We start from the raw sequence: 24,136 nt of genomic DNA on the forward strand, positions 1-24,136 counted from the left end.
GCCGTGCCGATCACTGTGCGGGGTCGCCCAGCACCTCCCGGATGCGAGCCGCCCGGCCGTGCTGCCCGATATCATCCAGCCTGCGGATCAGGTCGTCGCCCAGCTCCCGCATTTCCAGATCTCGGACCGGCGCACCGGCCAGGGCGGCTTTCAGATCATCGAGCCCTTCGTCTATTTTTTCCTGGCCTGGTCGCCGTTTGCCGATACCGAGGTGCAGCCGCGCGATCCGCCAGTTGCACGAAGCCGCCTCGAAACTGCCGCGCCAGTAGCCGTGCGCGTAAAGCCGATCGAGTTCCCGCATCACCGCCAGGGCCAGCCCGCCGAGCCCGTCCAGCAGTTCCGGACACTTGAGCACGGCGTGCGAGGAGCCCGAGCTCCTCGTCTTGCCCTGCTCGAGTCTGCCGTCCTTGAACTCGCCCTCCACGGTCATCTCACCGAATTCGAGGACGAGCACTCCTCTCCCCGCGATGGGGTCGGCCAAATCGATCACTTCCCGGCCCATGGCTCGCAGCCCGAAAATGGGGGGAGCCTTCTCTGCGAACTTGCGCGCCAGCGCCACATCGCGTCCGGTGTTCCGCTTTATCCAGAAGCGCCCCTGGACGGACGTCTCTTCAGCACTGCCGGACTCGGTCATTTTCCCTTCGAGGAGGCAATCCCGTACCCGCAGCGACCCGCGCCACCGGCGGTCGTCGCTCCGGACTTCCAGGGGGAACTCCTCGTCCGGGTCGATCAGAGCAAGAGGATCGTCAGCACGATCACCGCGATCAGCACCACCGCGGACAGTCCGGTCGTCAGCGGGACCGGCCTCATGCGGGCGCCGGGACGGGTCGGAGCCGCCGGGGCGGCCCTGCCTTTTCCCAGCATCACCATCCCGCGCACGTTCCCGTCCGCGACCAGAATCGCGCAATCACCCGGCAGGCCCGCCGCGGCCCGCTCGACGCCGGCGGCGCTCGTCAGCGAGTGTGTGACGAAGGCGTCCCCGTTCCGGCCGCCCGCCAGCGCGGCGATCCGGGCGAGAAAGGCCGCCTGGCCGTCCCGGTCGCCAAGCGGCGCGGCCCACGATCCCTTGAGGTCGGCGGCCCCGCCGGCCGGTTCCGTCGCCCAGTCCCGGGACGCGAGCAGCCCGTCCAGCGACTCGCCGACTCCGGCACCGTCCTCGGCTCCGGACAGGACGGCGTCGACCATGTCGCCGGGGAACAGCTTGTCGAGTTCCTTCCCGAGCCGGTGGCGGCCGTCCGGGTCGAGTCCGGTGGCGGCCAGCCGACCGGCCAGTTCGGTCCCCAACCCGTCCACCACGAGGGTGTGCCGGATCGGGGTGTCCACCACATCGCGCCGGGCCGAGGGCAGTCCGCTGAGCAGCATGCTCAGCGAGCCGTCCGCACCCCGCGCCAGCACGATCGGCTCCTCCACATCGACCAGCCGACGGTCCACGAAGGGCCGCCACCAGCGGTCGGGCGGCGATTCACCGAGGAAGTTGTAGTCGTAGACGGCCTGGCGGGGGAAGCCGCGCGTCATCAGGTAGGCCCGCATCGGCTCACCACACCTCCACGCGGTCGTCGGAAGGCGCCGCGACCAGTTTCTTGATGGCCTCGTGGAGCTGCTCCCGCTGCCGCTGCCGCCGTGCGATCTCCTCCTGGCCGTACCGGCGCTCGGTCTGGTTGTCCCACGCCTCGCCGCCGAGGTAGTAGCCGAGCGCGCCCCAGAACCCCTTCTTCTCGGCCTTGCGCTCCAGCAGCCTGGTGTAGGTGCTCAGCTCGTGGTCGATCCTCTTAGTGGTCCGGTCGATCTCGCCGTCGAGAATGCCCCGGCACAGCTCCTGCATGATCGTCCCGGCGGCCTTGACCCTGAACTTCGGCGGACGTCCCCGGAACCGGTAGTGCCCGCGGAAGTTCAGCTCGCCCGGGACGGGCTCCAGCCACTCGGCCTCCATCAGTTCCACGCAGCCATAGGTGTCGATGGGGGCATACACGACGCGTACGTGCCGATCCGGGCATTCCTTGCGGACGTGTTCCAGGACCTCCTCGTACCTTTCGCGGACCTTCTGGCGCAGCAGGCCCGCCTCGTACCCGGCGCCGCCGTTGTCCGCGAAGTACTTCTCGCACTTGAGCGGCGCCAGCAGAAGCACCGCCGGCTCGTCGGGCCGCTGGTTGCGGGCCTTGGCCCAGACTCTGCCGGCGACCGCGTCGACGTCTCCGATGCCGAGCAGGTTCGGGACGGCGCCGCGCTGCGCCGGGGTGGACGCCTCCATCAGCACCGCCGCGTCGATCGGCACCAGCAGCATGGTGCTGTCCTTGATGTGCGCTCTGCAGCGCGGCCACTGCTCCTGCGCCAGGGCGTGATTCTTGCGCGCGTCGGGGTTCAGCCACCCTCCGGGGTAGTCGAGAATGTGGAACGGGATCTCCAGGCCGACGTCACCGTCGGTCTGCAGCTTGATCTGGTACTCGGCCATCTCCCGGTTGCCGTGCAACGCGGAGGTGTTGAACTCACCGGCCTCGATAGCGCTGCGCAGCTGGTTCTTCTGCCGGCGGACCCGGCTCTCCGTCTCCTCGTCGGGCGCGACGCTGACCGGTGTGCCCGCCAGCAGGTCGGCCGTGTCCGACAGGATCGCGGTCAGCAACGTCGTCTTGCCGACGCGCGCCGGGCCGACGACCCCGACCTTGAACGGTTCGCTCATTCCCCCGTACCCCCGTGCGTGTTCGGCGCCGCGTCGCGCAGCGTCTCCCTGAGCCGCGTCAGTGCGCTCCGCAGGCGCTGGACGCGGGCGGTGGCGGCCCCGGACGGGTGCTCGCCCCAGAGCTGGTCGCGGAACGCCTCGGCGAGCCGGCGGAACTCGGCCTCGGAGGTGGCGGAGCGGATGATGGTGTCCTCGACCTGCTCGCCGTAGGCGTGCAGGACGGCCGCGCTGACGTTCGGCTCACCCGCGAGGACCTTGCCGGCGTCATGGGCGGCCTGCCGGGCGAGCTGGGAGATCGCGACGAACAGCTCCTCCGCGCCGGCGGCCGTCTGCGGCACCGTCAGCATCGCGGCCAGTTCCGTTTCGTCCCCGCGGGACTGCGGCAGCAGCACCTCCAGCGCGCGGCGCACCTTGGGCAGGACGCGCGTGCGGTAGTCGAGCCGGACGTCCAGGACCAGGTCGAGTGCCTCCGCCAGGACGGGGCATGGCTCGGGGGCCTCCCAGAGCCGGGCGGCCAGCGCGCGCAGCGCCCGCTGCGGATCGTCGCCCTCGTCCGCGACCAGCCGGCCGAGCCGCGGCCCCAACGCCTCGATCAGCTCTTCCCAGAACCGCTCGCGGCGCCGCGTCAGCAGGTCGTCGATCGCGCTGAACCGGCGGGAAATGTCCACCCGGACGCCGTTCAGCGCGCTCTCGGCGAAGGCCGCGGTCCCCTTGTTGAGGCTCATCTGGCCGAGCGCCCGCCGCGTCCACGCGTCCTTCCCCTCGCCGAACCCGTCGAGGATCCAGGCTCGGACGTCGTCGGCGACCTCCGTGACCCTGGCGTGGAACTCCGGATCGTCGTAGCCGTCGTCGGCCCGCTCGCGGAGCTTGCCCACCCATGCCTGCAGCGACTCCGCGACCTCCAGCCGCAGCGCCTCGGCACGGGCGATCAGCTCCTCGGTGGCGGTGGGCGTCATGATCGAGCGCAGCCCCGCGAGCGCGCCGTCCACGGCGGCGAGGACATCCAGCCGCGCCGCCGCGCTGGCCTCCAGGGCCTGGCCGATGGCGGCGGCGTCCATCCGGGGCAGCGCCGTCGCCAGATGGTCGAGCACCGCGTCCAGCACCCGGTCGCGGACCTGCGTGCGGTCCGCGGCGTCCACGTTGACCACCTGGTGGAACCGGCCCGGTACGCCCTCGTTCAGCCGCTTGTCGATGTCGGCGTTGAGCGCGTCGATGTTGACCGGCGCGCAGTCGCCGGTGTTGACGACGATCGTCATGAAGTCGCGGACGACGACGGCTCCGGCGGCGCGCCTGACCAGCTCCTGCGCCTGGGCGTCCTCGGGCTTCCACATGGCCTCGGTGTCGGTCGGCCGCTTGACCATGAGGACGAAGTCGACCTCGTTCTCCAGGCCCGCCAGGTGGTGCTCCTCGGCGTGCGGGACGAGCTCCCCGAGCCCGGGCAGGTCGACCAGGCCGAGCGCGACCACGTCCTCGATCGGGAAGGCGCAGTGGATCAGGACGTCCCGGACGGCGAGGTAGCGGCGGTCCGGCACGCCGCCGGACGCGCTCCCGGGCGGCGGGTAGGAGACCCAGCTCCGCAGCTCGCCGAGTTCGGCCGCGCGCACCCCGCCGGTGAGGTACGGGCGGAAGGTGTCCAGCGACTCCTGCATTTCGCGGAGCCGGGCGAGCATCGGGCCGAACTGCGGATGGCCGCGCAGTTCCGCACCCCGTGTTTCCCCGGATTCGACGTCGCCGGACGGATAGCGCTGGGCGGCGAATTCGGCCAGCGTGCGCGGCGTTCCGGGCAGGCCCAGCACAGCGTGGTAAGGGGCCAGTACCTCGTCGCAGAACGACTGCTCGGAATGCATGGTCAATTGGGCGTCCGCGCGGGAAACCGAATGGTGGATACGGCTGCGTACGGCGGTCACCGGCTGGCCGCGGCCGGTGGGGATCTGCTCGTCCGACAGACCCGACAGCGCCTGGAGCAGCGTGCTCTTGCCGTTTCGGGCCCGGCCGCTGACCCCGATGTTCACGGTGCGGCGGCCGACCCGCGCGCGCACCGCCGCGAGGCCGCCGAGCGCGCCGGCCGCCCTGGCGCTCAGCGCCGTGACGTCGAGTCCGGCGACTGCGGCGAGCGCGTCCCGGCCCTCCTCGGCCGAGTCGAGTTCCCGGATCGTGGTGCCGAGATCGTCCAGCAGGCGCAGGGCCCGTTCCCATCTGGAAATCTCCCGCTCGACGACGGGTATCTGCGTACGCCTTGCCTGTAGTACCGCGGCAATGCGGTCTCCGACACCTTTCAAAGGCGCCTTCCCCTCCCCCAGGCCGGCTCATCGGCCGGTCCCCATCCCGTGTCCCGGCAAGCATAAGGACGAAATAGGGGAGCCGGGGGCAGAACATTTGGCGACCCTTCCGGATGTCACCATCCGGCCATGATCCCAAGCGAGTTCGGCAGAACACTGGGCGCGCGAGGCATACATCCACTATCACGGGTAGGTCGGTGTACGGCGGAGATCGAGGGTGGGGTGCGCGTTTTGGCGTTGCGGATCGAGGACTACGGGTTGCTGGGGGACACGCAGACGGCGGCGCTGGTCGGCCGGGACGGGTCGGTCGACTGGCTGTGCCTGCCGCGGTTCGACTCCCCCGCCTGCTTCGCCGCGCTGCTCGGCGACGAGCGGGCCGGGTTCTGGCGGGTCGCGCCGGCGTCCGGCGGGCTGTGCACGCGGCGCCGCTACCGGGGCGACACGCTGATCCTGGAGAGCGAGTGGGAGACCCCGGACGGCACCGTCCGGCTGATCGACTTCATGCCGCCGCGCGGTGAGGCCGCCGACATCGTCCGGGTCGTGGAGGGCGTGAGCGGGCGCGTCCCGATGCGCATGGCGCTGCGGCTGCGGTTCGACTACGGGCGGATCGTGCCGTGGGTGCGGCACCGCGAGGGCGAGTTCAACGCGATCGCCGGGCCGGACGCGGCGTGGCTGAAGACGCCCGTCGAGCTGGAGGGGCACGACCTGACGACGTTCGGGGACTTCACGGTGTCGGCGGGCGAGCGGGTGCCGTTCGTGCTGACCTACAAGCCGTCCCACGAGCCGCGGCCGAAGGCGGTCGAGGCCGAGCAGGCGCTCCGCGACACCGAGTGGTTCTGGTCGGACTGGATGCGCGACTACGACTACGAGGGCCGCTGGGACGAGGCCGTCCGCCGGTCGTTGATCACGCTGAAGGCGCTCACCTACGCGCCGACCGGCGGGATCGTCGCCGCCGCGACCACGTCCCTGCCGGAGCAGCTCGGCGGCCCGCGCAACTGGGACTACCGGTTCTGCTGGCTGCGGGACGCGACGTTCACGCTGCAGGCGCTGCTCGGCACCGGGTTCGACGCGGAGGCGAAGGCGTGGCGGGAGTGGCTGCTGCGCGCGGTCGCCGGCGACCCCGCCGACCTGCAGATCATGTACGGCATCGACGGCACCCGGCGGCTCACCGAGTTCACCCTGGACTGGCTCTCGGGGTACGAGGGGTCGACGCCCGTCCGGGTCGGGAACGCGGCGTCCGACCAGTTCCAGCTGGACACGTGGGGTGAGGTACTGGACGGCCTGCACCTGGCGCGGACCGCCGACATCGACGCGGACGAGAACGCCTGGGACATGCAGCTCGCGCTGATGGACTTCCTCGAAGGGCACTGGAGCGACCCCGACAACAGCCTGTGGGAGGTGCGCGGCGACCGGCGGCACTTCGTCCACTCCAAGGTGCTCGCCTGGGCGGGCGTCGACCGCATGGTGCAGGGCGTCGAGCGCCACGGCCTGGACGGGCCGGTCGACAAGTGGAAGGCGCTGCGGGAGCAGATCCACGGCGATGTGTGCGCGAACGGCTTCGACGCGGAGCGCGGGACGTTCACCCAGTTCTACGGGTCGCGGGGGCTGGACGCGGCGCTGCTGCTCATCCCGCAGGTCGGGTTCCTGCCGTGGAACGACCCGCGGGTGGTCGGCACCGTCGACGAGGTGCAGCGCGAGCTGTACCGGGACGGGTTCATGCTCCGCTACGACACGGGCGCCGACGGCGGCGTGGACGGCCTGCCGGGCGACGAGGGCTCGTTCCTGGCCTGCACGTTCTGGCTCGCGGACGCGCTGCACGGCATCGGCCGCACCAAGCAGGCGACCGAGCTGTTCGAGCGGCTGCTCGGCCTGCGCAACGACCTGGGGCTGCTCAGCGAGGAGTACGACACGACTACCGGGCGGCAGATCGGGAACACCCCGCAGGCGTACTCGCACGTCGGGCTCGTCAACACCGCGCGGCACCTGAGCGGCACCCGTCCCGCCGTCCGCCGGTCCTGAGCACTGAGAGAGGGAGAGACCATATGCGCGCCCTGACCGTCCTGCCGGAGAAGGGCGGCTCGCTGGCCGTCACCGACGTCCCCGAACCGGAGCCCGGGGAGAACGACCTGCTGGTCGACGGGCTCGCCGTCGGCGTGTGCGGCACCGACAAGGAGATCGCCGCCGGTGACTACGGGTGGGCGCCGCCCGGCCATGAGCGGCTGGTCATCGGGCACGAGTCGCTCGGCCGGGTGCGGGAGGCGCCGTCCGGGAGCGGCTTCTCCGCCGGGGACCTGGTCGTCGGCGTCGTCCGGCGTCCGGACCCGGAGCCGTGCGGGGCCTGCGCGCACGGCGAGTTCGACATGGGCCGCAACGGCAGGTACACCGAGCGCGGCATCAAGGAGATCGACGGGTACGCGAGCCAGGCGTGGCGGGTCGAGGCCGACTACGCGGTGAAGCTGGACCCGCGGCTGGCCGAGGTGGGCGTGCTCATGGAGCCGACCACCGTCGTCGCCAAGGCGTGGGACCAGATCGAGAAGGTCGGCGGGCGGGCCTGGTTCGAGCCGCGCCGGGTGCTGGTGACGGGCGCGGGGCCGATCGGGCTGCTCGCCGCGATGCTGGGCGCGCAGCGCGGCCTGGACGTGCACGTCCTCGACCGGGTGCCGGACGGGCCGAAGCCGCGGCTGGTCGCCGACCTCGGCGCGACCTACCACCACGAGGGCCTGGAGAAGGCGGTCGAGGGCTGCGAGCCGGACGTGGTGATCGAGGCGACGGGCGTCGCCCAGCTGGTGTTCGGCGCGATCGCGAACAACGCCGCGTACGGGGTGGTGTGCCTGACCGGGGTGTCGCCGACCGGGCGTCCGCTGAAGATCGACGCGGGCGCGCTCAACCGCGACATCGTGCTGGAGAACGACGCGATCGTCGGGTCGGTCAACGCGAACCTCGGCCACTACGCCGAGGCCGCGCGGGCCCTCGCGAAGGCCGACCTGGACTGGCTGGGCCGGCTCATCTCCCGCCGCGTCCCGCTGGAGCGCTACCAGGAGGCGTTCACCCCGCATCCGGACGACGTGAAGGTCGTCATCGGGCTGGACGAGTGACCGTCCGAAATTCCACCTGAATATTGCCCGTAATTGCGGACAAGTCGGACGATTCCGGCGCGGCAATTGACGCAAAGGCATGCGCGGGAACCGGGCGTCCGGCCAGGATGCGGGCATGACCTTCGCGTTGATGCGCGGATACGACCACATCAACGTGGTCGCCCGCCTCGATCCGGTCGCGGCGGTGCGCGACCGGGAACTCGGCGAGCGGATGCGGCGCTATTCGAAGATCTTCGCTTTCGGCTCCCCCGATTTCGGCCATGCGGTGCAGCACGCCACCGAATGGCGCATCGGCGCGCTCGGCTGCGACGATCCGTCGTCCGCCCGCTACAGCCTCGCCATCGACCTGCGGACGGCCGCCCCCGACGAGCCCGATCCCGCGACGGCGGCGGCGATGCGCGCGGCGGCCGACCGGCTCGACCCGGAGGAGGGCGAGCAGCTCGCGAAGGACGAGTGGGAGATCGGCGACCGCCGCTACCGGATCGTCCGGGTGGAGAAGTTCATCCAGTTCGGTGACCGGGTGCTGGAGCCGCCCCGCTCCACCGACGCCGACCTCGCGGGGGACGGCCTGCTGCGCGACCATCCGCTCGACCCGGCGGCGCCGTGCGGCCAGTGGGAGGCGCAGCTGCGGCTGAACCTCGTCGGTTTCATGCCGGCGGCCGGCAGCGCGCCCGGCATCGTCCGCACCGAGGCGCGGCACGCGATCCAGGCGCACCCCGGCGTCGTCCTGCTGCCGCCGACGTTCATCGCGGTGGAGCTCGACGGCGAATCCTGGGGCCCGATGGCGGGCGGCGACACCCCGGAGGACGCGCGCGACGGCCTGGCCCGGCACTTCACCGGCCTGCTCCCCCGGCTCCGCGAGTTCAACGGCGACCCGGCGTCCGCCGCGGAGCTCGCCGAGTGGGAGGCGATGGGCGCGGGCATCCGCGCCGCGCCCGGCCACTCGTTCGGCGTCCGCGGCCGCGAGTTCCGCATCGTCCGCGTCTCCCGCATGCTCCGGCTGGGCCGCGACGGCCCCGAGGCGCCCCGTCCGTCCGACCAGGAGCCCTACGACCTCCCCACCGACGCCTGATCAGCCGATGTTGACGTCTCCGTGCACGTCCCGGAGCTGAACGACCCTCCCCGCCTGGCCGTTGAGGACGTTGACGACGCCGTCGCCCGTCGCGGCGGCGTTGGTCTGCGCCTGGTTCCAGAGGTGGCGCGCCTCCGCCCCGAACCCGGGGTCGTCCGCCATGAGGTGCCCGATCGCGGCGGCGAGGGTCTCGACCCGCTCGGGCGTCGGGTCGCCGGTGGCACGCTCCAGGGCCTCCGCACCGTCCGGACGGCCCCGGATGCGCTCGCGGACGCGCCGGGACAACTCGGCGACGGCGGCCCGGACCGGTTCCCCGGCCACCTCCACAGCCTTGCCGGCCATGGCGGTCGCGATGGCGACGGTCATCGGATCGGTCACCGTCCCAGTTCACCACGCCGGGACGGGTGCGGACAATCGCCGTTCTGACCCGTTCCCGATAAATGGCATGACCAAAATTGCAAATGTCGTCCGCATGTATATTCTGACAAACCGGACGTCCAGCTACGTTAACCATAAAACGGCTTCAACTGGGATGGATAGCGCGTGCAGTCTCCCGACGAACGGGACCGGTGGACCAACGAGCTGACGGGGAGGATCGCGGGCTCCAGCGTCCAGGCCGGATCCATCGCCGGCGGGGTGCACATCACCGCGCCCGGCGCGGCGCCCCTCCCCGTCCCCGCGCAGCTGCCGCCGCCCGGACTGTTCGCGAACCGGCGCGGCGAACTGGAACGGCTGGCCGGGCTCGCGGAGCACCCGGGACCCATCGTCCTCACCGGGCCCGGGGGCGTCGGCAAGACCACCCTCGCCCTCCGCTGGCTGCACGAGATCAAGGACCGCTACGAGGGCCAGCTGTTCATCGACCTGCGCGGCTTCTCCGGGACGGAGCCGCTCCCGCCCGGCGAGCCGCTGGAGCGCTTCCTGCGGGCGCTCGGCGCGGCCCCGGAGAGCATCCCGCCCGGTACCGACGAGCAGTCCGCGCTGTTCAGGTCCATGACCACCGGGCGCCGCCTGGTCGTCATGCTCGACAACGCCGTCTCGGCGGCGCAGGTCCGTCCGTTGCTGCCCGGTGCCGGGGCGTCGCTGGTCGTGGTCACCTCGCGGCACCGCCTGACCGGCCTCGTGGTGGACGGCGCACGCTTCCTGGACGTCGACCCGCTCGGCGAACCGGGCGCGCTGGAACTCCTGGAGCACCTGATCGGCCCGGACCGGATCGGCGCGGAACCAGGTCACGCCCGCTCACTGGTCGCCCTGTGCGGCACCCTGCCGCTGGCGGTCTGCGCGTCCGGCGCCCGGCTCGCGGCCCGGCGCCGCTGGCCGATCGCCCGCGCGGTGGCCGAACTCGGCGACGAGGCGAGGCGGCTCGCCGCGCTGCGCACCGGCGAGGGCGACATCTCGGTCAACGCCGTCTTCAACACGTCCTACCAGGCCCTGGACCCGGAGCACGCGGCCGCCTATCGGCTCCTCGGCGTCCATCCGGGTCCCGACCTCAGCGTGCCCGCCGCAGCAGCCCTCATAGGAACGGACGAGGATCGCGCCGCGGACCTCCTGCACGACCTGGCGGACGCCAGCCTGCTGGTCGAAGGCCCCGGCGACCGGTACGGCTTCCACGACCTGGTCCGCCTGCACGCGCGGGACGCGTCCCGCGCCCCGGACCGCGAGGCCGCCTTCACCCGCCTCGCCGACTGGTACCTGGCGACCACGGTCACCGCCGACCGCACCCTGATGCCGGGACGCTGGCACCTGGGCGACCGCTACGCGTCCCCGCCGGACGACCTCTTCGCATCCCGTCCGGCGGCCCTGGAGTGGCTCGAACGGGAGCGCCCGAACTTGGAGGCGGTCGCGCAGCAGGCCCACGAAACCGGGCTGCACGCCATCACCTGGCAGCTCTCTGAAGCGATGTGGCCCCTGTTCCTGCAGCGCAAGCACTACCCGTCGTGGATCCGCATGTACGAGTTGGGACTCACCGCCGCCGAGTCCTGCGACGACCTCAAGGCCCAGGCGCGGATGCTGGAAGGGCTCGGGGTCGCCCACCTCAACCTCCAGGATTTCGATACGGCGACCCGCCACTACGAGACCGCCCTCGTCCTGGAGCGGCGGGCCGGTCACCGGCTCGGCGAGGCGACGGCGCTCGAAGGACTCGGCGTCGCGGCGCTCGCCACCGGCGCCCCGTCCCGCGCGGTCGAGTTGTTCACCCTCGCGCGGGACGTGCACATCGAGCAGGGGCGTCCGCGCGGGATCGCCCTGATGGACCGGCACATCGGCGAGGCCCTCAGCGTGGCAGGCCGGCACGCCGAGGCGGACGCGACGCTGACCGGCGTCCTGGAGTTCTTCACCCGCCCCGACGAGCCATACCACCACGCACGGACACTCGCCTGTCTCGGCGAAGCCCGCCTGCGGGCGGGACACCTGAACGAGGCCGCCACCGCCCTCCTCGAGTCGCTGGCCGTCGCACGCGAGACCGACGCACCACACGTCGAGGCCGGCGCACTACGCGAACTGGCCCGAATCGCAGAACACCAGAACGACCCGACAACCGAACGCCCACTACTGGAACAGCCCCTCGCCATCTACACCACCCTGGGCTCACCCCAGGCCACAGAGATCACCGACCGCCTCACCAACCTCCCACCCACCCCCTGACCACCATCACCGCGGCCCCAAAGAGTGAGCCAGGCGAGCGCCCGCTACTGGACAGACGCTCGCCACCTACACCGGGATGGGCCGTCCCCGGACGGCGCAGATCAACGAGCGACTCGCCGACCTCCCGCCCGGCCATGCCGGACCCTGACCATCGTGACCGTGTTCGCGCAGACCAGGGTGAGCCGGGCGAGCACGCTCGGCTGCCCCCGGGGGCTGAGCGCCTGCTGCTGGAACAGACGCTCGTCATCTACACCGGGTTGGACTCCCCCCGCGCGGCACCGATCAGCGAGCGGCTCGCCGATCTGCCGACCGCACCGCCGGGCCATGCCGGACTCTGACCGCTGTGACCGTGTTCGTGCGGATCAGGGTGAGCCGGGTCAGCGCGGCCGGCTGTCCGCCTGTCACGAGCCAGGCGTGCAGGGCGGACGCGTAGGCGGTCGCGTCGTCCAACGTGCACGTCCCGCCCAAGGCTGGGTCGAGCCGTGCCTGCACGCCACCGGCCGCCAGCAGGCAGGCCCATCGGGTGACGGCCACCGCGACGAGGCAGCCCGGGTGGGCAGCCAGGAGCTGGGCTGGTTCCCCCGCTCCGGCGACGATCACGTCCGCGCACGCCAGCCAGGCACGGGACGTCTCGCCGGGCCCGGCCACGAGGTGCTCGTCACACGGCGGCGCGTCGGTGGGTGAGCGCCGCAGTGTCAGCGTGCGTCCGGCGATCAGCACGCGTTCCGGCCCCGGCCGGTCGTCCCAGACCCGTACCAACTCGGCCATCACGCCGCCCGGAGTCCGCAGGAGACTGGAAGCGGGACCGGCTCGACGTCCGGCGGGCGGTCCCGGTCAGGCAACCGCAGCAGCCGGTACATCTCCCCGCGGATGAGGCGGGCCGCCTCGCCCGGCCGGGAACTGATGGCGCCCCGCATCGCGGCATGGACGCGTCCGGAGAAGGCGTGCGCCGCCTCCTCCAACTGCGGGGCCAGCGGCCGGTCCCAGTCGACGCGCGGTGCGAACGCGCCGAGCCCGGCGACGTGGGTTCCGGGCGCCACGGCGTCCTCCGGGAAGGTGCCGAGCAGCACCGGCACCCCGATCGCGGCGCCGTAGCAACTGACCGACCCGTGATCACCGAGCAGCACGTCGGCGGCGACCAGGCCCGCGCGCCACCCCTCCTCCGGCGGGAACAGCCGGACACCGAGCCGCAGGCCGTCCGCCTGCCAGGCCAGGATCTGGCGTTTCCCGTAGAAGGACCACACGTTCGGGTGCAGCGCGGCGACGACCTGGTACCTGTCGCGCGGCAGCCCGGCCGCGACGCGCAGCAGCAGGTCGGGATGGCGACCGATCAGCGAGTCCTCGTTCCAGGTGGAACTGACGAACACGAGCCGCCGGCCGGGCCGCACGCCGAGCGCGCGACGGTACTCATTCCGGTACGGCAGGCTCGCCAGCAGCCGGTCCAGGCATGGGTCACCGCCGGCGAACGCCACCGGACGCGCCTCCGGGCACTCACGTTCGAGCATCTCCAGGTGCCGGTCGTGCGGCAGGACGATCGACGACGGCACGACCCGCCCGCCGACGACGAGCCGTTCCCTGATCAGGTCGCTGACCGCACGCGCGGCGAGCGGCCCGAAGCCGATGTTGCGCGGGTGGAACTTGCCCGGACCGGCGCCGTGCGACACGGTCATGACCGGTCCGTGCAGCTTCTCCAGCATCCCGTGGCCCGCCGCCACGACGAGGTCCCATCTGGTGCTGATCGCCTGCCGCCAGGGCAGGACGAGCCCGCCGAGGTCGCGCAGATGCGCGTCCAGGCCGCCTGTGTTGGCCGACGCCGGCGCGGCCGTATAGGCGACCGCGACCCGCCGGTCGGTCTCCAGCAGCGGCATGACGTCGGCGAGCCGGGTCGCCGCCGTCACATGGTGCGCGACGGCGAGGACCGCCCGTCCCGCCTGCACCGTCGAGCCCTTCAGCGCGTCCAGCCCGAAGGGGCCGGGCACCCATCCGTCCATCTGGAAGTTCATCTCAGCCTCCCCTGACAGGCGTGGCCGAGCGGCTCCCCGTCCCGGCAGCCGATGCGGAAGGGCGGCGAGACCGGGTCCGCCACCGGGATCGTGGCGGGCTGCGGCAGCCGCAGCAGCCCGTACATCAGGCTGCGGATGTTGCGGTCGAACCGTCCCGGCTCGGACGTGATCCGCCCGAGGACGGGCCGGACCCGCTCGGGCCGCCACCGCGCCGCCGCCTCGGTGAGCTGCGGACGGACGGGCCGGTGCGCCGCCAGCCGGACGGCGAGGAGCCGCAGCGCGTCCCCCGGCGGCGGCCCGGTGATGAGCACCGGCACCCCGATGACCGTCCCGTACCGCGTGACGGGCCCCGGGGGCCCGATGATCCAGTCGGCGGCGACGAGGGCGGCGCGCCAGTCCGCCTCCGGCGGCATGAGACTCAGCCCGGCCCGCAGGTGGACGGCGAGCCCGGGGCACCGGTCGCCGCCCGGCTCGGGCAGGCCGAGGACGAGGTACCGGTCGGACGGCAGTTCGGCGAGCAGGCGGCGCACGACGTCCGGTGACCGCTGGCACGTGCACGGACCGGCGGCGGGCAGCGCCACCACGACGAGCCCGCGCCGCCCGCCGACGCCCAGCGCACGCCGGTAGAAGTCGCGCAGCGGGAGGCTCGCCACAAGCCGGTCGTGGTCTGAGTCGCCGACCACGTGACCGTCCTCGGCGTCCGGAGGGCGGTCCAGGTGGTGGGCGTAGGTGAACACGGCCGGTGCGGGCCGGTGCTTGACCTCCGCCGGGATCGTTCCCGGCAGTGCGATGAGCGGCGCGCCCGGCGGGCACGCGGGAACCCGATGCGCGGTGACGACCAGGCCGGCGTCACCGTCCGCGAGTTCAGTCCAGGGCAGCGGTGCGGCGCCCGCGTCTTTGAGCATCACCTCCACGGCGGTCGAGGACGGCCCGGGGGCCGCCGCGAAGAGCACGCGCAGCCGCGGGTCGCTTCCCGCGAGCCGCGCCACGTCCAGTGCGGGCTGCCCCGGTACGGGCGAGCCCACCACAACCAGCACGGTGCGCCGGTCCCCCAGCCGTCCCCACCAGCCGGGGTCGAACCCGCACAGGGCCCGACGCCATTCGAAGCCGGTCAATGCCGTCAACGAACCCCCTTTGACCTCGGATGCGAACATCCGTCCCTCCGTCGCAGATCGAATGGACCTGCCCTCCGGAATCGAGTGTCCGCCGGGGAACTTGACGAAAACTTGCAATCATCCTGACTCGGTAAGTAGTGAGGTTCCTGGACGACAGGGTGAAACACCTCCACGGTCTGGCCAATCGGTACATACGATGCCAAAATCGGCACAGGAGGAGATTTTCACAAAGGGGAACCGGTGGAGTTCCGCGTCATAGGCCCCGTCGAGCTGCGGGTCAACGGCCGGCGGCGCGACCTCGGAACGCCCAAGGAACGCTGCGTCCTGGCCGTCCTGCTGCTCAACCGGCGGCAGCCGGTGCCCGCCGAGGCGCTGATCCGCCGGGTGTGGGACGACGACCCGCCGGCCAAGGCCAGGCAGGGCCTGCAGGTCTACATGACGCGGCTGCGGCACCGGCTCGGAGGGGTTCCGGACGTCGCACTGCACTCCCGGCACGGCTCCTACTGGATCGACATCGCCGACGAGGCGGTCGACCTGCACCATTTCCGGCTGCTGCGCGACCAGGCGCGCGCCATCGCCGAGAGCGGCGACGAGGAGTACGCGCTCGACCACTACCGCAGGGCGACGGCGCTGTGGCGGGGCGAACCGCTCGCCGATCTGAGTGGCGGCTGGGCCGAGCGGACCCGGCGCATCCTGGAAGAGGACCTGCTGACCGTCACGTTCGAGCGCATCGACCTGGAGTTGCAGCGCGGTCGACACACCGACCTGGTGAGCGAACTGGCGGACCTGGCCGAACGCCATCCGGAGGACGAGCGTCCGGCGGAGGGGCTCATGGTCGCGCTCTACCGGTCCGGGCGGCAGGCCGACGCCCTGGAGGTCTACCGGCGCACCCATGACCTGTTCGTGAGGAAGTCCGGGACGGAACCGGGCCCCGCGCTGCGCGACCTCCAGCGGCGCATCCTGCGCAGCGACCCGGAGCTGCTGCGGGTTGCGGGCACCCGGCTGGGGGTCGACCGGCCGCCCCGCCTCCTGCCCCACGACGTGCCGCGGTTCACCGGACGGGACGAAGAACTGCGACAGCTCCTGGACGTGGCCGCACACGGCGGCGCGCCGGCGAGATCGGCGGCGACCGTCATCGCCATCGACGGGATGCCCGGGGCCGGCAAGACGGCGCTCGCCATCCGTCTCGCGCACCGGCTGGCCGGAGACTTCCCCGACGCCCACGTCTTCCTCAAGCTGCACACGCACGACTCCAGGCAGGACCCGGTCGACCCGGCGGACGCGCTCGACACGCTGCTCCGCATGATCGGCGTCCCGGCGACGCGGGTGCCGCGCGCCCTGGAGGAGCGGGCCGCGCTGTGGCGGTCGCAACTTGCCGGCAGCCGCGCGATCATCGTGCTGGACGACGCCGCCCAACATGACCAGATCAGACCGCTGCTGCCCGCGTCCGCCGGCTGCCTGGTGATCGTGACGAGCCGGCGGCGGCTGACCGGGCTGCACGAATCATGGCCGCTGTCGCTGGAGGTGCTGCCCGTCCGGGACGCGGCGGCTCTGTTCACCGGCCTCGCGGGCCCCGGCCGCGCGGAGGTCGCCGCCGACGTCGCCGCGGTCGTCGACCGCTGCGGCCGGCTGCCCCTCGCGGTGCGGATGGCGGCGAGCCGGCTGCGGCACCGCCGCGCCTGGCACGCTGCCGACCTTCTCACCCGGTTGACCCCGGGCGACCGGCTGGACGAACTGCGCGACGAGGGACACGAGATCACGACGGTGTTCGAACTGTCCTACCGCGGGCTCCCGCCGCGGCTGCGGGACGCGTTCCGCGCGTTCGCCCTGCATCCGGGCCCCGACCTGACGGCGCACGCGGCGGCAGCGGCCCTCGCACGTCCCGTCCGGGAGGCCGAACGGATCCTCGAGGAACTCCTCGACCGCAACCTGATCACCGAACTGGTCGGGGGCCGCTACCGCTTCCACGACCTCGTGCACGACTACGCCACCCGCCTCGGGCGGGAGAGCGACCCCGAGGAGGACCGAGGCCGGACCATCGACCGGATCCTCGACTTCTACCTCGCGGCGGCACACCGCGCGGACCAGCGGATGTTCCGCCATTGTGCGGCGGAAGACGTCCAGATCGTCCATCCTCCTGCTGAGTTGCCGCCGCTGCTGGACGGGGCGGCGGCCATCGACTGGTTCACCACCGAGCACGACTGCCTGCTGAACGCCGCCGCCGAGGCCGCCCGGACCAGTTCTCCCGGCCGCGTCGTACTCTTCGCCCGCTTGCTCGCCGGACACCTGGAGTCGCGCGGTCACTGGGACGCTGCTGCACGGCTGCACACGGACGCGGTCGAGGCGCTGCGGAGCCTGAACGACCGCCCGGGCACCGCCCGAGCGCTGGCCGACCTGAGCCACATCCGCTTCCGCCGGGGCGAATACGACGCCGCAATGGAGGAAGCGAAGAAGGCTCTCGCGATCTACCGTTCGACCGGCAACCGCCGAGGAGAGGCCGACATACTCGGCCTTACAAGTCTCATCCACTGGCATCAATCCCGTTTCGCCGAGGCCCTCGCCCGTTGCCGGGAGGCACTGGAGATCCACCGATCCCTCGGCGACCGGCACGGCGAAGCCGACAGCCTGGACCACATCGCGATCTACCTGGAGTTCACCGGCCATCACCGGGACGCCGAACGCCTCCGCCTGGACGCTCTTGCGATCTTCACCGAGATCGACGACCCGCACGGACACACGATGGCACTGAACAACATGGGTGACCTGATGATCCGGATCGGCGACATCGACCGGGCCGTGGAGTACTACGAGCAGACCGCCGCCACATCCGGACTGAGCCGCCAGCACGAGGCCATATCGCTCATCAACATGGCCGGCGTCCATCGCCGCACCGGCGCCCACGAACAAGCTCTGGCGAATTACCGCAAGGCTCTCGCGATAGCGATGGAATTGGGCGACCACAGAAACCAGGTAGAAACCCTGATCGGCATCGGCGCCACTTTCCACAATACCGGCCGCTACGGCGAGGCACTCATTCACCACGAGCGGGCCCTGACTATTTCCCGCGCTATCTGCGAACGTTACGAGGAGACGCTCGCTCTCCGCCACCTGGGCGAGACCCTCACCGCCTCCGGCCGCTATCCGGCCGCCGTGGAGCATCTCCAGCGGGCTTGCGCCTTATCCATCGAGATAGGCGTCCCCTACGAAACGGCCAAGGCACTGGAGAGCCTGGGAACGGCCCTTCTCCACGTCCAGGGCAGCGAAGCGGCTCGCCACCCCTGGCAGGAGGCGGTCCACCTGTTCACCAGCCTCGGCCTTCCGGAGGCGGCCCACCTCCGAACCCGCCTTCAGTCCCTGAACCACGCCGCCGGCACCTGACCGACCGAGACGAGGACCCGATGTCACGCGCGAGTGACGAGGGGCAGGCTTCCCAGCCGGTGGTCGATATGCGCGGCGACAAACTCAGGGATTGGGCACATCTCTTTGACCCGAGGCCATGTATCGACGAGTGCCGCGACGGTCACCTTGGCAATTCCTACTGCACGCTCAGGATCGAGCGAAGCTCGCTGCGCCAGACTCCTGAAATTATCGTACGTGATCAACCTGGCGACCCTGCCGCCGTTGACCGGAAATGCGAGTTCTTCAGAGCGGAATTCCTCATATGCCGAGACGGACACCAGATCGTAGGCCGGGGAAAGCCTGGCCGAACGCCCATCCGGGTATCGGAGCGTCCAATTTTTGAGATGCGCGTCCAGATTGCCCATCACAACGATCGCCGCCAGCCGCCTAAGGTACTCGTCCACGTCTTCCGGGCAGACCGCGTCCAGAAAGCGGGCTATACCGCTGTAGGTGGCTCGATCGTACTTCGATTCGACGGATACCTCGCGGACTTGCGCGAAATCCTCCTGGTGTATCCGCGCACCACCGTCCCGGTCGAATCGTTGAACGGCGAACACCGTTTCCGTCTCCGAGATGAGCCCGTCGGGGATGCCGGAGACATCGGCCCCGGAAACCAGTTTTATCTCGGGAACATCGATACCGACGAGTTTGGCCCAGGTCAGCATCGAGTATTCGTTGGCGGGAACCTCGGGGAAACGCCGATCGGGAAGCTTGACGATCCAGTCACCGCCCTGCCCGGATACGGGGAGTACCAGCCCTTTACCCTCCCATCTCATGGAGAACTTCGCCTGGACTCCGGCGAGGGAGAACTTGATCTTTCCCGAGTCTCGGCCGGACGGGCTTCGCATCAGCTCGGGAATCTTCAAGACATCGGCCTCGGGTACCACCCGAACCGCGCCCGGCAGGTCTTCTCCGATAAAGCTGATCACCTGAAAGTCATGTGGGTTGGCGCGGCCGAGCTCCCGACCGATCAGACCACGTAGGCCACTACCGGGTTCCGGCAGGAGGTTGGCGAACCATTCTGGTAGCGCGCCGCTCGCAGTGCGGCGCCTCTCCGGGTTTGTTTCGAACCCCTGCCCCAATACAGGGTGCAGAGGTGCTCTGTCCTCGTAATCGAACCACGTATTGCCGTCAAGGTAGCCGAGGGTGCCCACCCGGCGCTCACCCAAGTAGACGCCGGCCGTCGCCGACCTAGTCATTGTGGTCATCCTCGTCGAAGAGCCTGGTGACATCAGGACCATCGCGGAAGCCGAACAACGCCCGACTCTGGACATGGTCGGTGATGACTTCCATGACGATCGCCGCCCGCCTCTCCAAGAAGGCGGCCGATCGTCCATGTCTCAGCAGGCCGAGCGCCTCCGGGTCAATACAGTGGCTCGCCAAGATTTCCTCGTCCATATCCGTGTTCAGCAGCGCCAGGTTCAGGTCAGCGGCCCTGTCGGCGGGGTATACGATCCGGTTCGCCATTCCCGCACCCAAGGGGCGGTCGAGGTCGACGATCGGATGCAGAATCCTGCCCTCCTCCAGAAGCAGAGCCGCATCCATGATGCTCGCCGAATCGCCTCCTTCGCTTGGCAGGTAGCGAGGATGCCGCGATAGCAGGCCGAGCACGTTCACTTTGGCCTGGGCTCTGTTCAACCGGGTCTGCGAAAGATCCGGCTGCCAAGCACGGGGTTGAGGTGGAAGCAGATCAAGCAGACGGTCGGCACTCACGACGGGGTCCGTGTGAATCGCCGAGGCCCCTTGGCGAATCCCGACAGTGTTGCCTTGGGGCGCAACGCCGAGGACGGCGCCACGCCAGATCCATCTGCGCAGCAACTCCGCAGCTCTGCCCTCCGGCGGGCCGAACATCCCAGTGAACCTTGCCAGGACGGTAATGAAGAGAGAGTAGGGCACGAGTTTGACATGCGGTATCCCTGCTACATCACGCAGAAAGTCCACAACATGCCCGAGAGCGGCTTCCGTTCTGACGAACGCATCATGTCGATCATCATTGTTCTTGAACTCATTACGGAAGTTTCGATCGACTTTCGGCCCTCGCAGCGCAAGAAGACTTTGCATGAGAACCTGCTCCGACAGTTCACCGAAGCCGAAGCTTTGGACGCTGTCCCCCAAAGTATGCAGATCACTGGGCACTCGCTCCCCGGACAGCGAGTGGAGCGCGTTGAACACTTCAGCACTCTTCAGTGGCTTACCGAAGGTGTTCATACGATCAAAAATGTCACGCAACGCGCGATCATCGTCTCCTGACACGATGTACATCGGAATCCGATAGTCTCGTATCGCAGCTACCACCTGGTCAGCCAACGCGATCTGCTTCTCAGTGAGATGAGGTCTCGCTCTGATCCAGGCATTGGCCTCCGCTGTGCTCAGCACGAGCGCCATCGGGAGCATGTTGGTTCCAGGTTGCTGCAGGCGCGCCAGGGAGATGAATTCCACGCGGTTCAGATCGAAATAGATCCGGAAACGGGGATCCACGGTTTCCGGGCCGGCGGTCAGCGCTCCGACCAGACTGGTGATTCGCTGCTGGCCGTCAACGATCCAATAAGCGTCCCCGAGTGAAGGTGCATCGATCTGCAGGTGCCCGATCGTGACAATGCCGGCCGGAGCCGGTCGCTGCCAGACCAGCAGGTTGCCGATTGGATAGCCACGCAAAATACTGTCGAACAGTTCGGCGACGTCACTCCGCTCCCACCTGTAGGAGCGCTGGAACGACGGTATACGAATCCGTCCCAGCAGAGCGGCTTCCACCAACTCGCTCGGTAGGACGCTATCGACCTTTGGTCGCGTCACTGCAGCCACGTGGCCTCCTCACCGGTCATCCTAGGAGGTCGGCCTCGCGGCTCGCGACCGCCGGCAGCAGGCGATCCACCTCTTCGAGGCCTCACTGAAGCCGCCCCGCTCCGGACCCGCCTCCTCTTCCGACGCCGGACATGAGTCCCGACGGCAGCGCCCGCTGACCACTCCGCCGGCAAAGCAACGACGACCCGCCACCACTCCGGAGCCCGCGAACTTGACGTGAAGTAATGTAGTGTTCGATTCTGTCGGGCATCCAGAACGCGCTGCGCAGGAGACCGCACCATGCGGTAACCAGTACTTTTCGGTTGAATGCTGAGAAAGTGGGACATTGCCCACAAATTGCACCCAACCCGACAGCACCTACCTTCGGGCACGGAATCACACGAAGGTTCGAAATATCGAGACACACGCCTGGCTCCACCGATAGAGTTTCCGCACGCGGGGGCCGTTCAGGTTTCACGATGAATAAAAAGGAAGCCCATGAAGGAAAAGCTCATTACGGCGATTCCTCACATCGCCTTCGCGCTCACCGTGATGGTGGTGTTCGTTCACATGACCTAATGGTCATATTCGGGGGCCGGGCGGAGTTGCGAATGGGACCCGCCCGGCCCTCGCCGTTCGTGAAAGTCTCAGCCCAGGCCCGGCGTTGGTATTGGTCGCCGCCCGCCCTGCGGGCGTTTTGGGGGGACCCACCAGGTTGGGGGAACCGGTGGGATGCGCGCCGCAGGGCGGGGGCAGTCTATGAGCGCAGTTGCGCGCCCGGCCTGGTCACGTGCGGGAGGGGCTCGACGATCGGGCAGCCCGTCCTTCGCGCGGCGCCCAGCATGTATCCGTAGTCGATCGCGATGCGGGCCCAGACGGCTTTGCCCTCGCCCAGCTTGAACCATCCGCAGCCGCCGGACGCGAACGCCTGGACGAGGATCAGGCCGCGCCCGGACGTGCCGAACCGGTCGGGCTGCTGGATCATGGGCCGGCCCGGGTGGTCGTCCCACACGCACATCTCGACGCCCTGGTCGATCCGGCTGATCCAGACGCGGATGTTCCGGCCCTCGCAAAGCCGGGCCGCGTTGGACGCGAGCTCGCTCATGATCTGTACGGCGTCCCCCTCGAAGGCGCCGAGCCCCCAGGAGGCGAGCGCGCTCTTCACGAGTTCGCGTGCGAGATAGACGGTTTCGGGATAAGCCCGGAAGGTCTCGCTAAATATGTTTTGTGGGTTTGTGTCCATTATGGGTGTCGCGGACATTGGCTTGCCTCTCGCGGTCTGCATTCCTGCCCACAGACTGACGTCGGCGAGTACAGTTGTCCCATTGCGCTTGAAGATCACATGTTGGGAGATCTTGAATGGCAAGGGCAGACAGTTTGGACCCGGACAACAACCCTTGGCACTGGTTAGCCGTTGACCTGCGAGTATGGCGCCTCGAACGCAACCTGTCACAGGCCGACCTGGGGCGCATCTGCGGCGTCGATAATTCTCGGGTTGCCAACTGGGAATCGGCCAGCGCGAAATTGCCACAGACGCACGCCGAAACTCTTGACCGGGTTTGGAAGACTCGCGGCCATTTTGCCCGACTTCGCCGACTTGCCGAGAGCGCCCACGATCCGAATTGGTTCGACCAGTACACGCGGTATGAGGAGCGAGCCGAGGCGATCAGCGCCTACTCGGCGCTCGTCGTACACGCCCTCTTTCAAACGGAGGACTACGCGCGGGCCCTCATCGAGGGCGCGCAGGTTGTTGACGACGTTGAGAGCACTCTTGCTGCTCGCATGGCACGACAGGAGATCCTCAAGGCCCATGAAGTCCCCGACCTACGGCTGCTCGTTCGGCAATCTGCGCTTGAAGATCCTGTGGGCGGACCCGACGTCATGCGTGCACAGCTCGGCCACTTGCTGGACTTGAGCCAGCGCAAGGGGATTGTCGTGAGGGTTCTCCCGAAGGCCACGGCCGCGCATCCCGGGATTGACGGCTCATTTACGATCTTGAGGATCGGTCAGACGGAACACGGTTGGTCGCCCGCCGTTCACGGCGGGCGGCTCGTCTCCGACCCGGCGAAGATCAGGGACTACCGGATACGGTGGGACCTCATAGGAGACGATGCCCTTTCCCGAGACTCAACTCGGAGTCTCCTGCGTGAGCTGATGGAGGCCATGAAATGAACCCACCCGTGTGGCGCAAGTCCAGCCGAAGCGGTTCGGGTGCCGGTGGAGGTCAAGACTGCGTCGAAGTTGCCGCCCTCGCTGAGGGGTGTGGTATCAGGGACAGCAAGGCTCCCGATGCTGGACACCTCACACTATCTGCAGAGAGCTTTGCCCAGCTCGTCACCGCTGTGAAGCGAGGAGAACTGGTGGAGTTCATGAAGTGAACCCTTCTGTATGGCGCAAGTCCAGTCGCTCGAGTACCACGGGGGGCGACTGTGTTGAGGTCGCGAGCCTCAGCACCATGATCGGTGTGCGTGACAGCAAGAACCCTGGCGCTGGACACCTCACGCTCTCCCCGGAGAGGTTCGCCCAGCTCATCACCGCCGTAAAGCGGGGAGAGTTGCACCTGTAATCCCCGTGCCCCCGAGTAGCGCAACGGCCTCGCCGTCCGGCGGGGCCGCTGGCATGTCCGGAGTACTCGCTTCCTTCGCTGGTTCCCACCGTGGCGGGGCCGCCACACCCGCCTCGCCGGCATGTCTGGAGTACCTGCTGACTCGCTGGTGCCTCTCTGCATCTTGTCCGATGCCGTCCGACCGATCACCGAAGCACCGTGAAGCGGGGGGCTGCACCTGGAAGCCTGGCCCGCATTAGCTACAGCCTCGCCCTCCGCCGGGCCGTTGGTATGTCCGTACCTGCTGGCCGGTAGGTCTCCTTTCGCGCGTCCGCCGGGGCATGTCACCGTCGGTGCCGTTCGGGGGCGCTAAGGGTTCTCTTGATTAAGGAACCGTCGGCGGCTGTTGGGAGTGGGTTGGCATCGCTTCACCCTGTGCGCGTCATGATCCTGTCTCTTCTACACCTCTGACGCTGCCGACGAAGAGGACAGCGTACGACCCCGTACTACCCGTCACCATACAAACACTCCAC

19 protein-coding genes are annotated in these 24,136 nt (G+C 69.5%); 8 read left to right on the forward strand and 11 right to left on the reverse strand.

Features of this window, described 5'->3' with window-relative positions; genetic code table 11:
• Positions 1–10: 10 nt before the first annotated feature.
• From HUX53_RS38315 to HUX53_RS38330, 4 genes are all read right to left on the reverse strand, one after another.
• Entirely contained in the window at positions 11–634 is a 624-nt protein-coding gene (locus HUX53_RS38315; RefSeq protein ID WP_176408164.1) for a hypothetical protein, read from the reverse strand.
• 95 nt (positions 635–729) lie between these two features.
• Positions 730–1,530, reverse strand: a complete 801-nt coding sequence (locus HUX53_RS38320) for a hypothetical protein (protein WP_176408165.1) — start codon at positions 1,528–1,530, stop codon at positions 730–732.
• A gap of 4 nt (positions 1,531–1,534) precedes the next feature.
• Positions 1,535–2,674, reverse strand: coding sequence for a hypothetical protein (locus HUX53_RS38325; protein WP_176408166.1), 1,140 nt, complete (start codon positions 2,672–2,674; stop codon positions 1,535–1,537).
• Entirely contained in the window at positions 2,671–4,953 is a 2,283-nt protein-coding gene (locus HUX53_RS38330) for a hypothetical protein (protein WP_176408167.1), read from the reverse strand. The genes HUX53_RS38325 and HUX53_RS38330 overlap by 4 nt, the downstream gene beginning before the upstream one ends.
• 231 nt (positions 4,954–5,184) lie before the next feature.
• On the opposite strand from HUX53_RS38330, the gene HUX53_RS38335 reads away from it, so the two are divergent.
• The 3 genes from HUX53_RS38335 to HUX53_RS38345 all read left to right on the forward strand — a co-directional run bounded on the left by HUX53_RS38335 (position 5,185) and on the right by HUX53_RS38345 (position 9,120).
• A complete protein-coding gene (locus tag HUX53_RS38335; protein ID WP_176408182.1) occupies positions 5,185–6,972 on the forward strand; it encodes a glycoside hydrolase family 15 protein in 1,788 nt (595 codons plus the stop codon).
• A 23-nt stretch (positions 6,973–6,995) separates the two neighbouring features.
• A complete protein-coding gene (locus HUX53_RS38340; RefSeq protein ID WP_176408168.1) occupies positions 6,996–8,048 on the forward strand; it encodes a glucose 1-dehydrogenase in 1,053 nt (350 codons plus the stop codon).
• Between the two features lie 115 nt (positions 8,049–8,163).
• Entirely contained in the window at positions 8,164–9,120 is a 957-nt protein-coding gene (locus tag HUX53_RS38345) for a DUF5954 family protein (protein WP_176408169.1), read from the forward strand.
• Here the strand turns inward: HUX53_RS38345 and HUX53_RS38350 are convergent, their stop codons facing one another.
• Positions 9,121–9,498: a hypothetical protein gene (locus HUX53_RS38350; protein WP_176408170.1), complete on the reverse strand. Its 378-nt coding sequence runs from the start codon at positions 9,496–9,498 to the stop codon at positions 9,121–9,123.
• Between the two features lie 165 nt (positions 9,499–9,663).
• On the opposite strand from HUX53_RS38350, the gene HUX53_RS38355 reads away from it, so the two are divergent.
• Positions 9,664–11,760, forward strand: coding sequence for a tetratricopeptide repeat protein (locus tag HUX53_RS38355; protein ID WP_176408171.1), 2,097 nt, complete (start codon positions 9,664–9,666; stop codon positions 11,758–11,760).
• A gap of 282 nt (positions 11,761–12,042) precedes the next feature.
• On the opposite strand, the gene HUX53_RS38360 is transcribed toward HUX53_RS38355, so the two are convergent.
• Genes HUX53_RS38360 through HUX53_RS38370 form a run of 3 tightly spaced genes read right to left on the reverse strand, consistent with a single transcriptional unit; the run spans position 12,043 to position 14,887 of the window.
• Entirely contained in the window at positions 12,043–12,528 is a 486-nt protein-coding gene (locus HUX53_RS38360; RefSeq protein ID WP_176408172.1) for a hypothetical protein, read from the reverse strand.
• Positions 12,528–13,763: a hypothetical protein gene (locus HUX53_RS38365; RefSeq protein ID WP_176408173.1), complete on the reverse strand. Its 1,236-nt coding sequence runs from the start codon at positions 13,761–13,763 to the stop codon at positions 12,528–12,530. The genes HUX53_RS38360 and HUX53_RS38365 overlap by 1 nt, the downstream gene beginning before the upstream one ends.
• Positions 13,760–14,887: a hypothetical protein gene (locus tag HUX53_RS38370; RefSeq protein ID WP_176408174.1), complete on the reverse strand. Its 1,128-nt coding sequence runs from the start codon at positions 14,885–14,887 to the stop codon at positions 13,760–13,762. Before HUX53_RS38370 ends, HUX53_RS38365 begins: the two co-directional genes overlap by 4 nt.
• Positions 14,888–15,118: 231 nt before the next feature.
• Between HUX53_RS38370 and HUX53_RS38375 the strand changes: the two genes are divergently transcribed.
• Positions 15,119–18,256: a tetratricopeptide repeat protein gene (locus HUX53_RS38375; RefSeq protein ID WP_176408175.1), complete on the forward strand. Its 3,138-nt coding sequence runs from the start codon at positions 15,119–15,121 to the stop codon at positions 18,254–18,256.
• A gap of 23 nt (positions 18,257–18,279) precedes the next feature.
• Here the strand turns inward: HUX53_RS38375 and HUX53_RS38380 are convergent, their stop codons facing one another.
• The 3 genes from HUX53_RS38380 to HUX53_RS38390 form a co-directional block, all read right to left on the reverse strand.
• Positions 18,280–19,431 carry a type II toxin-antitoxin system HipA family toxin gene (locus tag HUX53_RS38380; protein ID WP_217920392.1) on the reverse strand — a complete coding sequence of 384 codons (1,152 nt, stop codon included), beginning with the start codon at positions 19,429–19,431 and terminating at the stop codon, positions 18,280–18,282.
• A gap of 37 nt (positions 19,432–19,468) precedes the next feature.
• Entirely contained in the window at positions 19,469–21,079 is a 1,611-nt protein-coding gene (locus HUX53_RS38385; protein WP_176408177.1) for a DUF262 domain-containing protein, read from the reverse strand.
• 736 nt (positions 21,080–21,815) lie between these two features.
• The gene (locus tag HUX53_RS38390; protein WP_176408178.1) at positions 21,816–22,223 is read right to left on the reverse strand and encodes an ATP-binding protein; all 408 of its coding nucleotides are present in this window, start codon (positions 22,221–22,223) and stop codon (positions 21,816–21,818) included.
• Positions 22,224–22,417: 194 nt separating this feature from the next.
• Here HUX53_RS38390 and HUX53_RS38395 point away from each other — a divergent pair, with 194 nt between their 5' ends.
• Genes HUX53_RS38395 through HUX53_RS38405 form a run of 3 tightly spaced genes read left to right on the forward strand, consistent with a single transcriptional unit; the run spans position 22,418 to position 23,624 of the window.
• Entirely contained in the window at positions 22,418–23,230 is an 813-nt protein-coding gene (locus HUX53_RS38395; RefSeq protein WP_176408179.1) for a helix-turn-helix transcriptional regulator, read from the forward strand.
• A complete protein-coding gene (locus tag HUX53_RS38400; RefSeq protein ID WP_176408180.1) occupies positions 23,227–23,436 on the forward strand; it encodes a DUF397 domain-containing protein in 210 nt (69 codons plus the stop codon). The genes HUX53_RS38395 and HUX53_RS38400 overlap by 4 nt, the downstream gene beginning before the upstream one ends.
• Entirely contained in the window at positions 23,433–23,624 is a 192-nt protein-coding gene (locus HUX53_RS38405) for a DUF397 domain-containing protein (protein WP_176408181.1), read from the forward strand. The genes HUX53_RS38400 and HUX53_RS38405 overlap by 4 nt, the downstream gene beginning before the upstream one ends.
• The last annotated feature ends 512 nt before the right edge of the window (positions 23,625–24,136 follow it).

The organism is Actinomadura sp. BRA 177, from assembly GCF_013372625.1.
GTDB lineage: Bacteria > Actinomycetota > Actinomycetes > Streptosporangiales > Streptosporangiaceae > Spirillospora.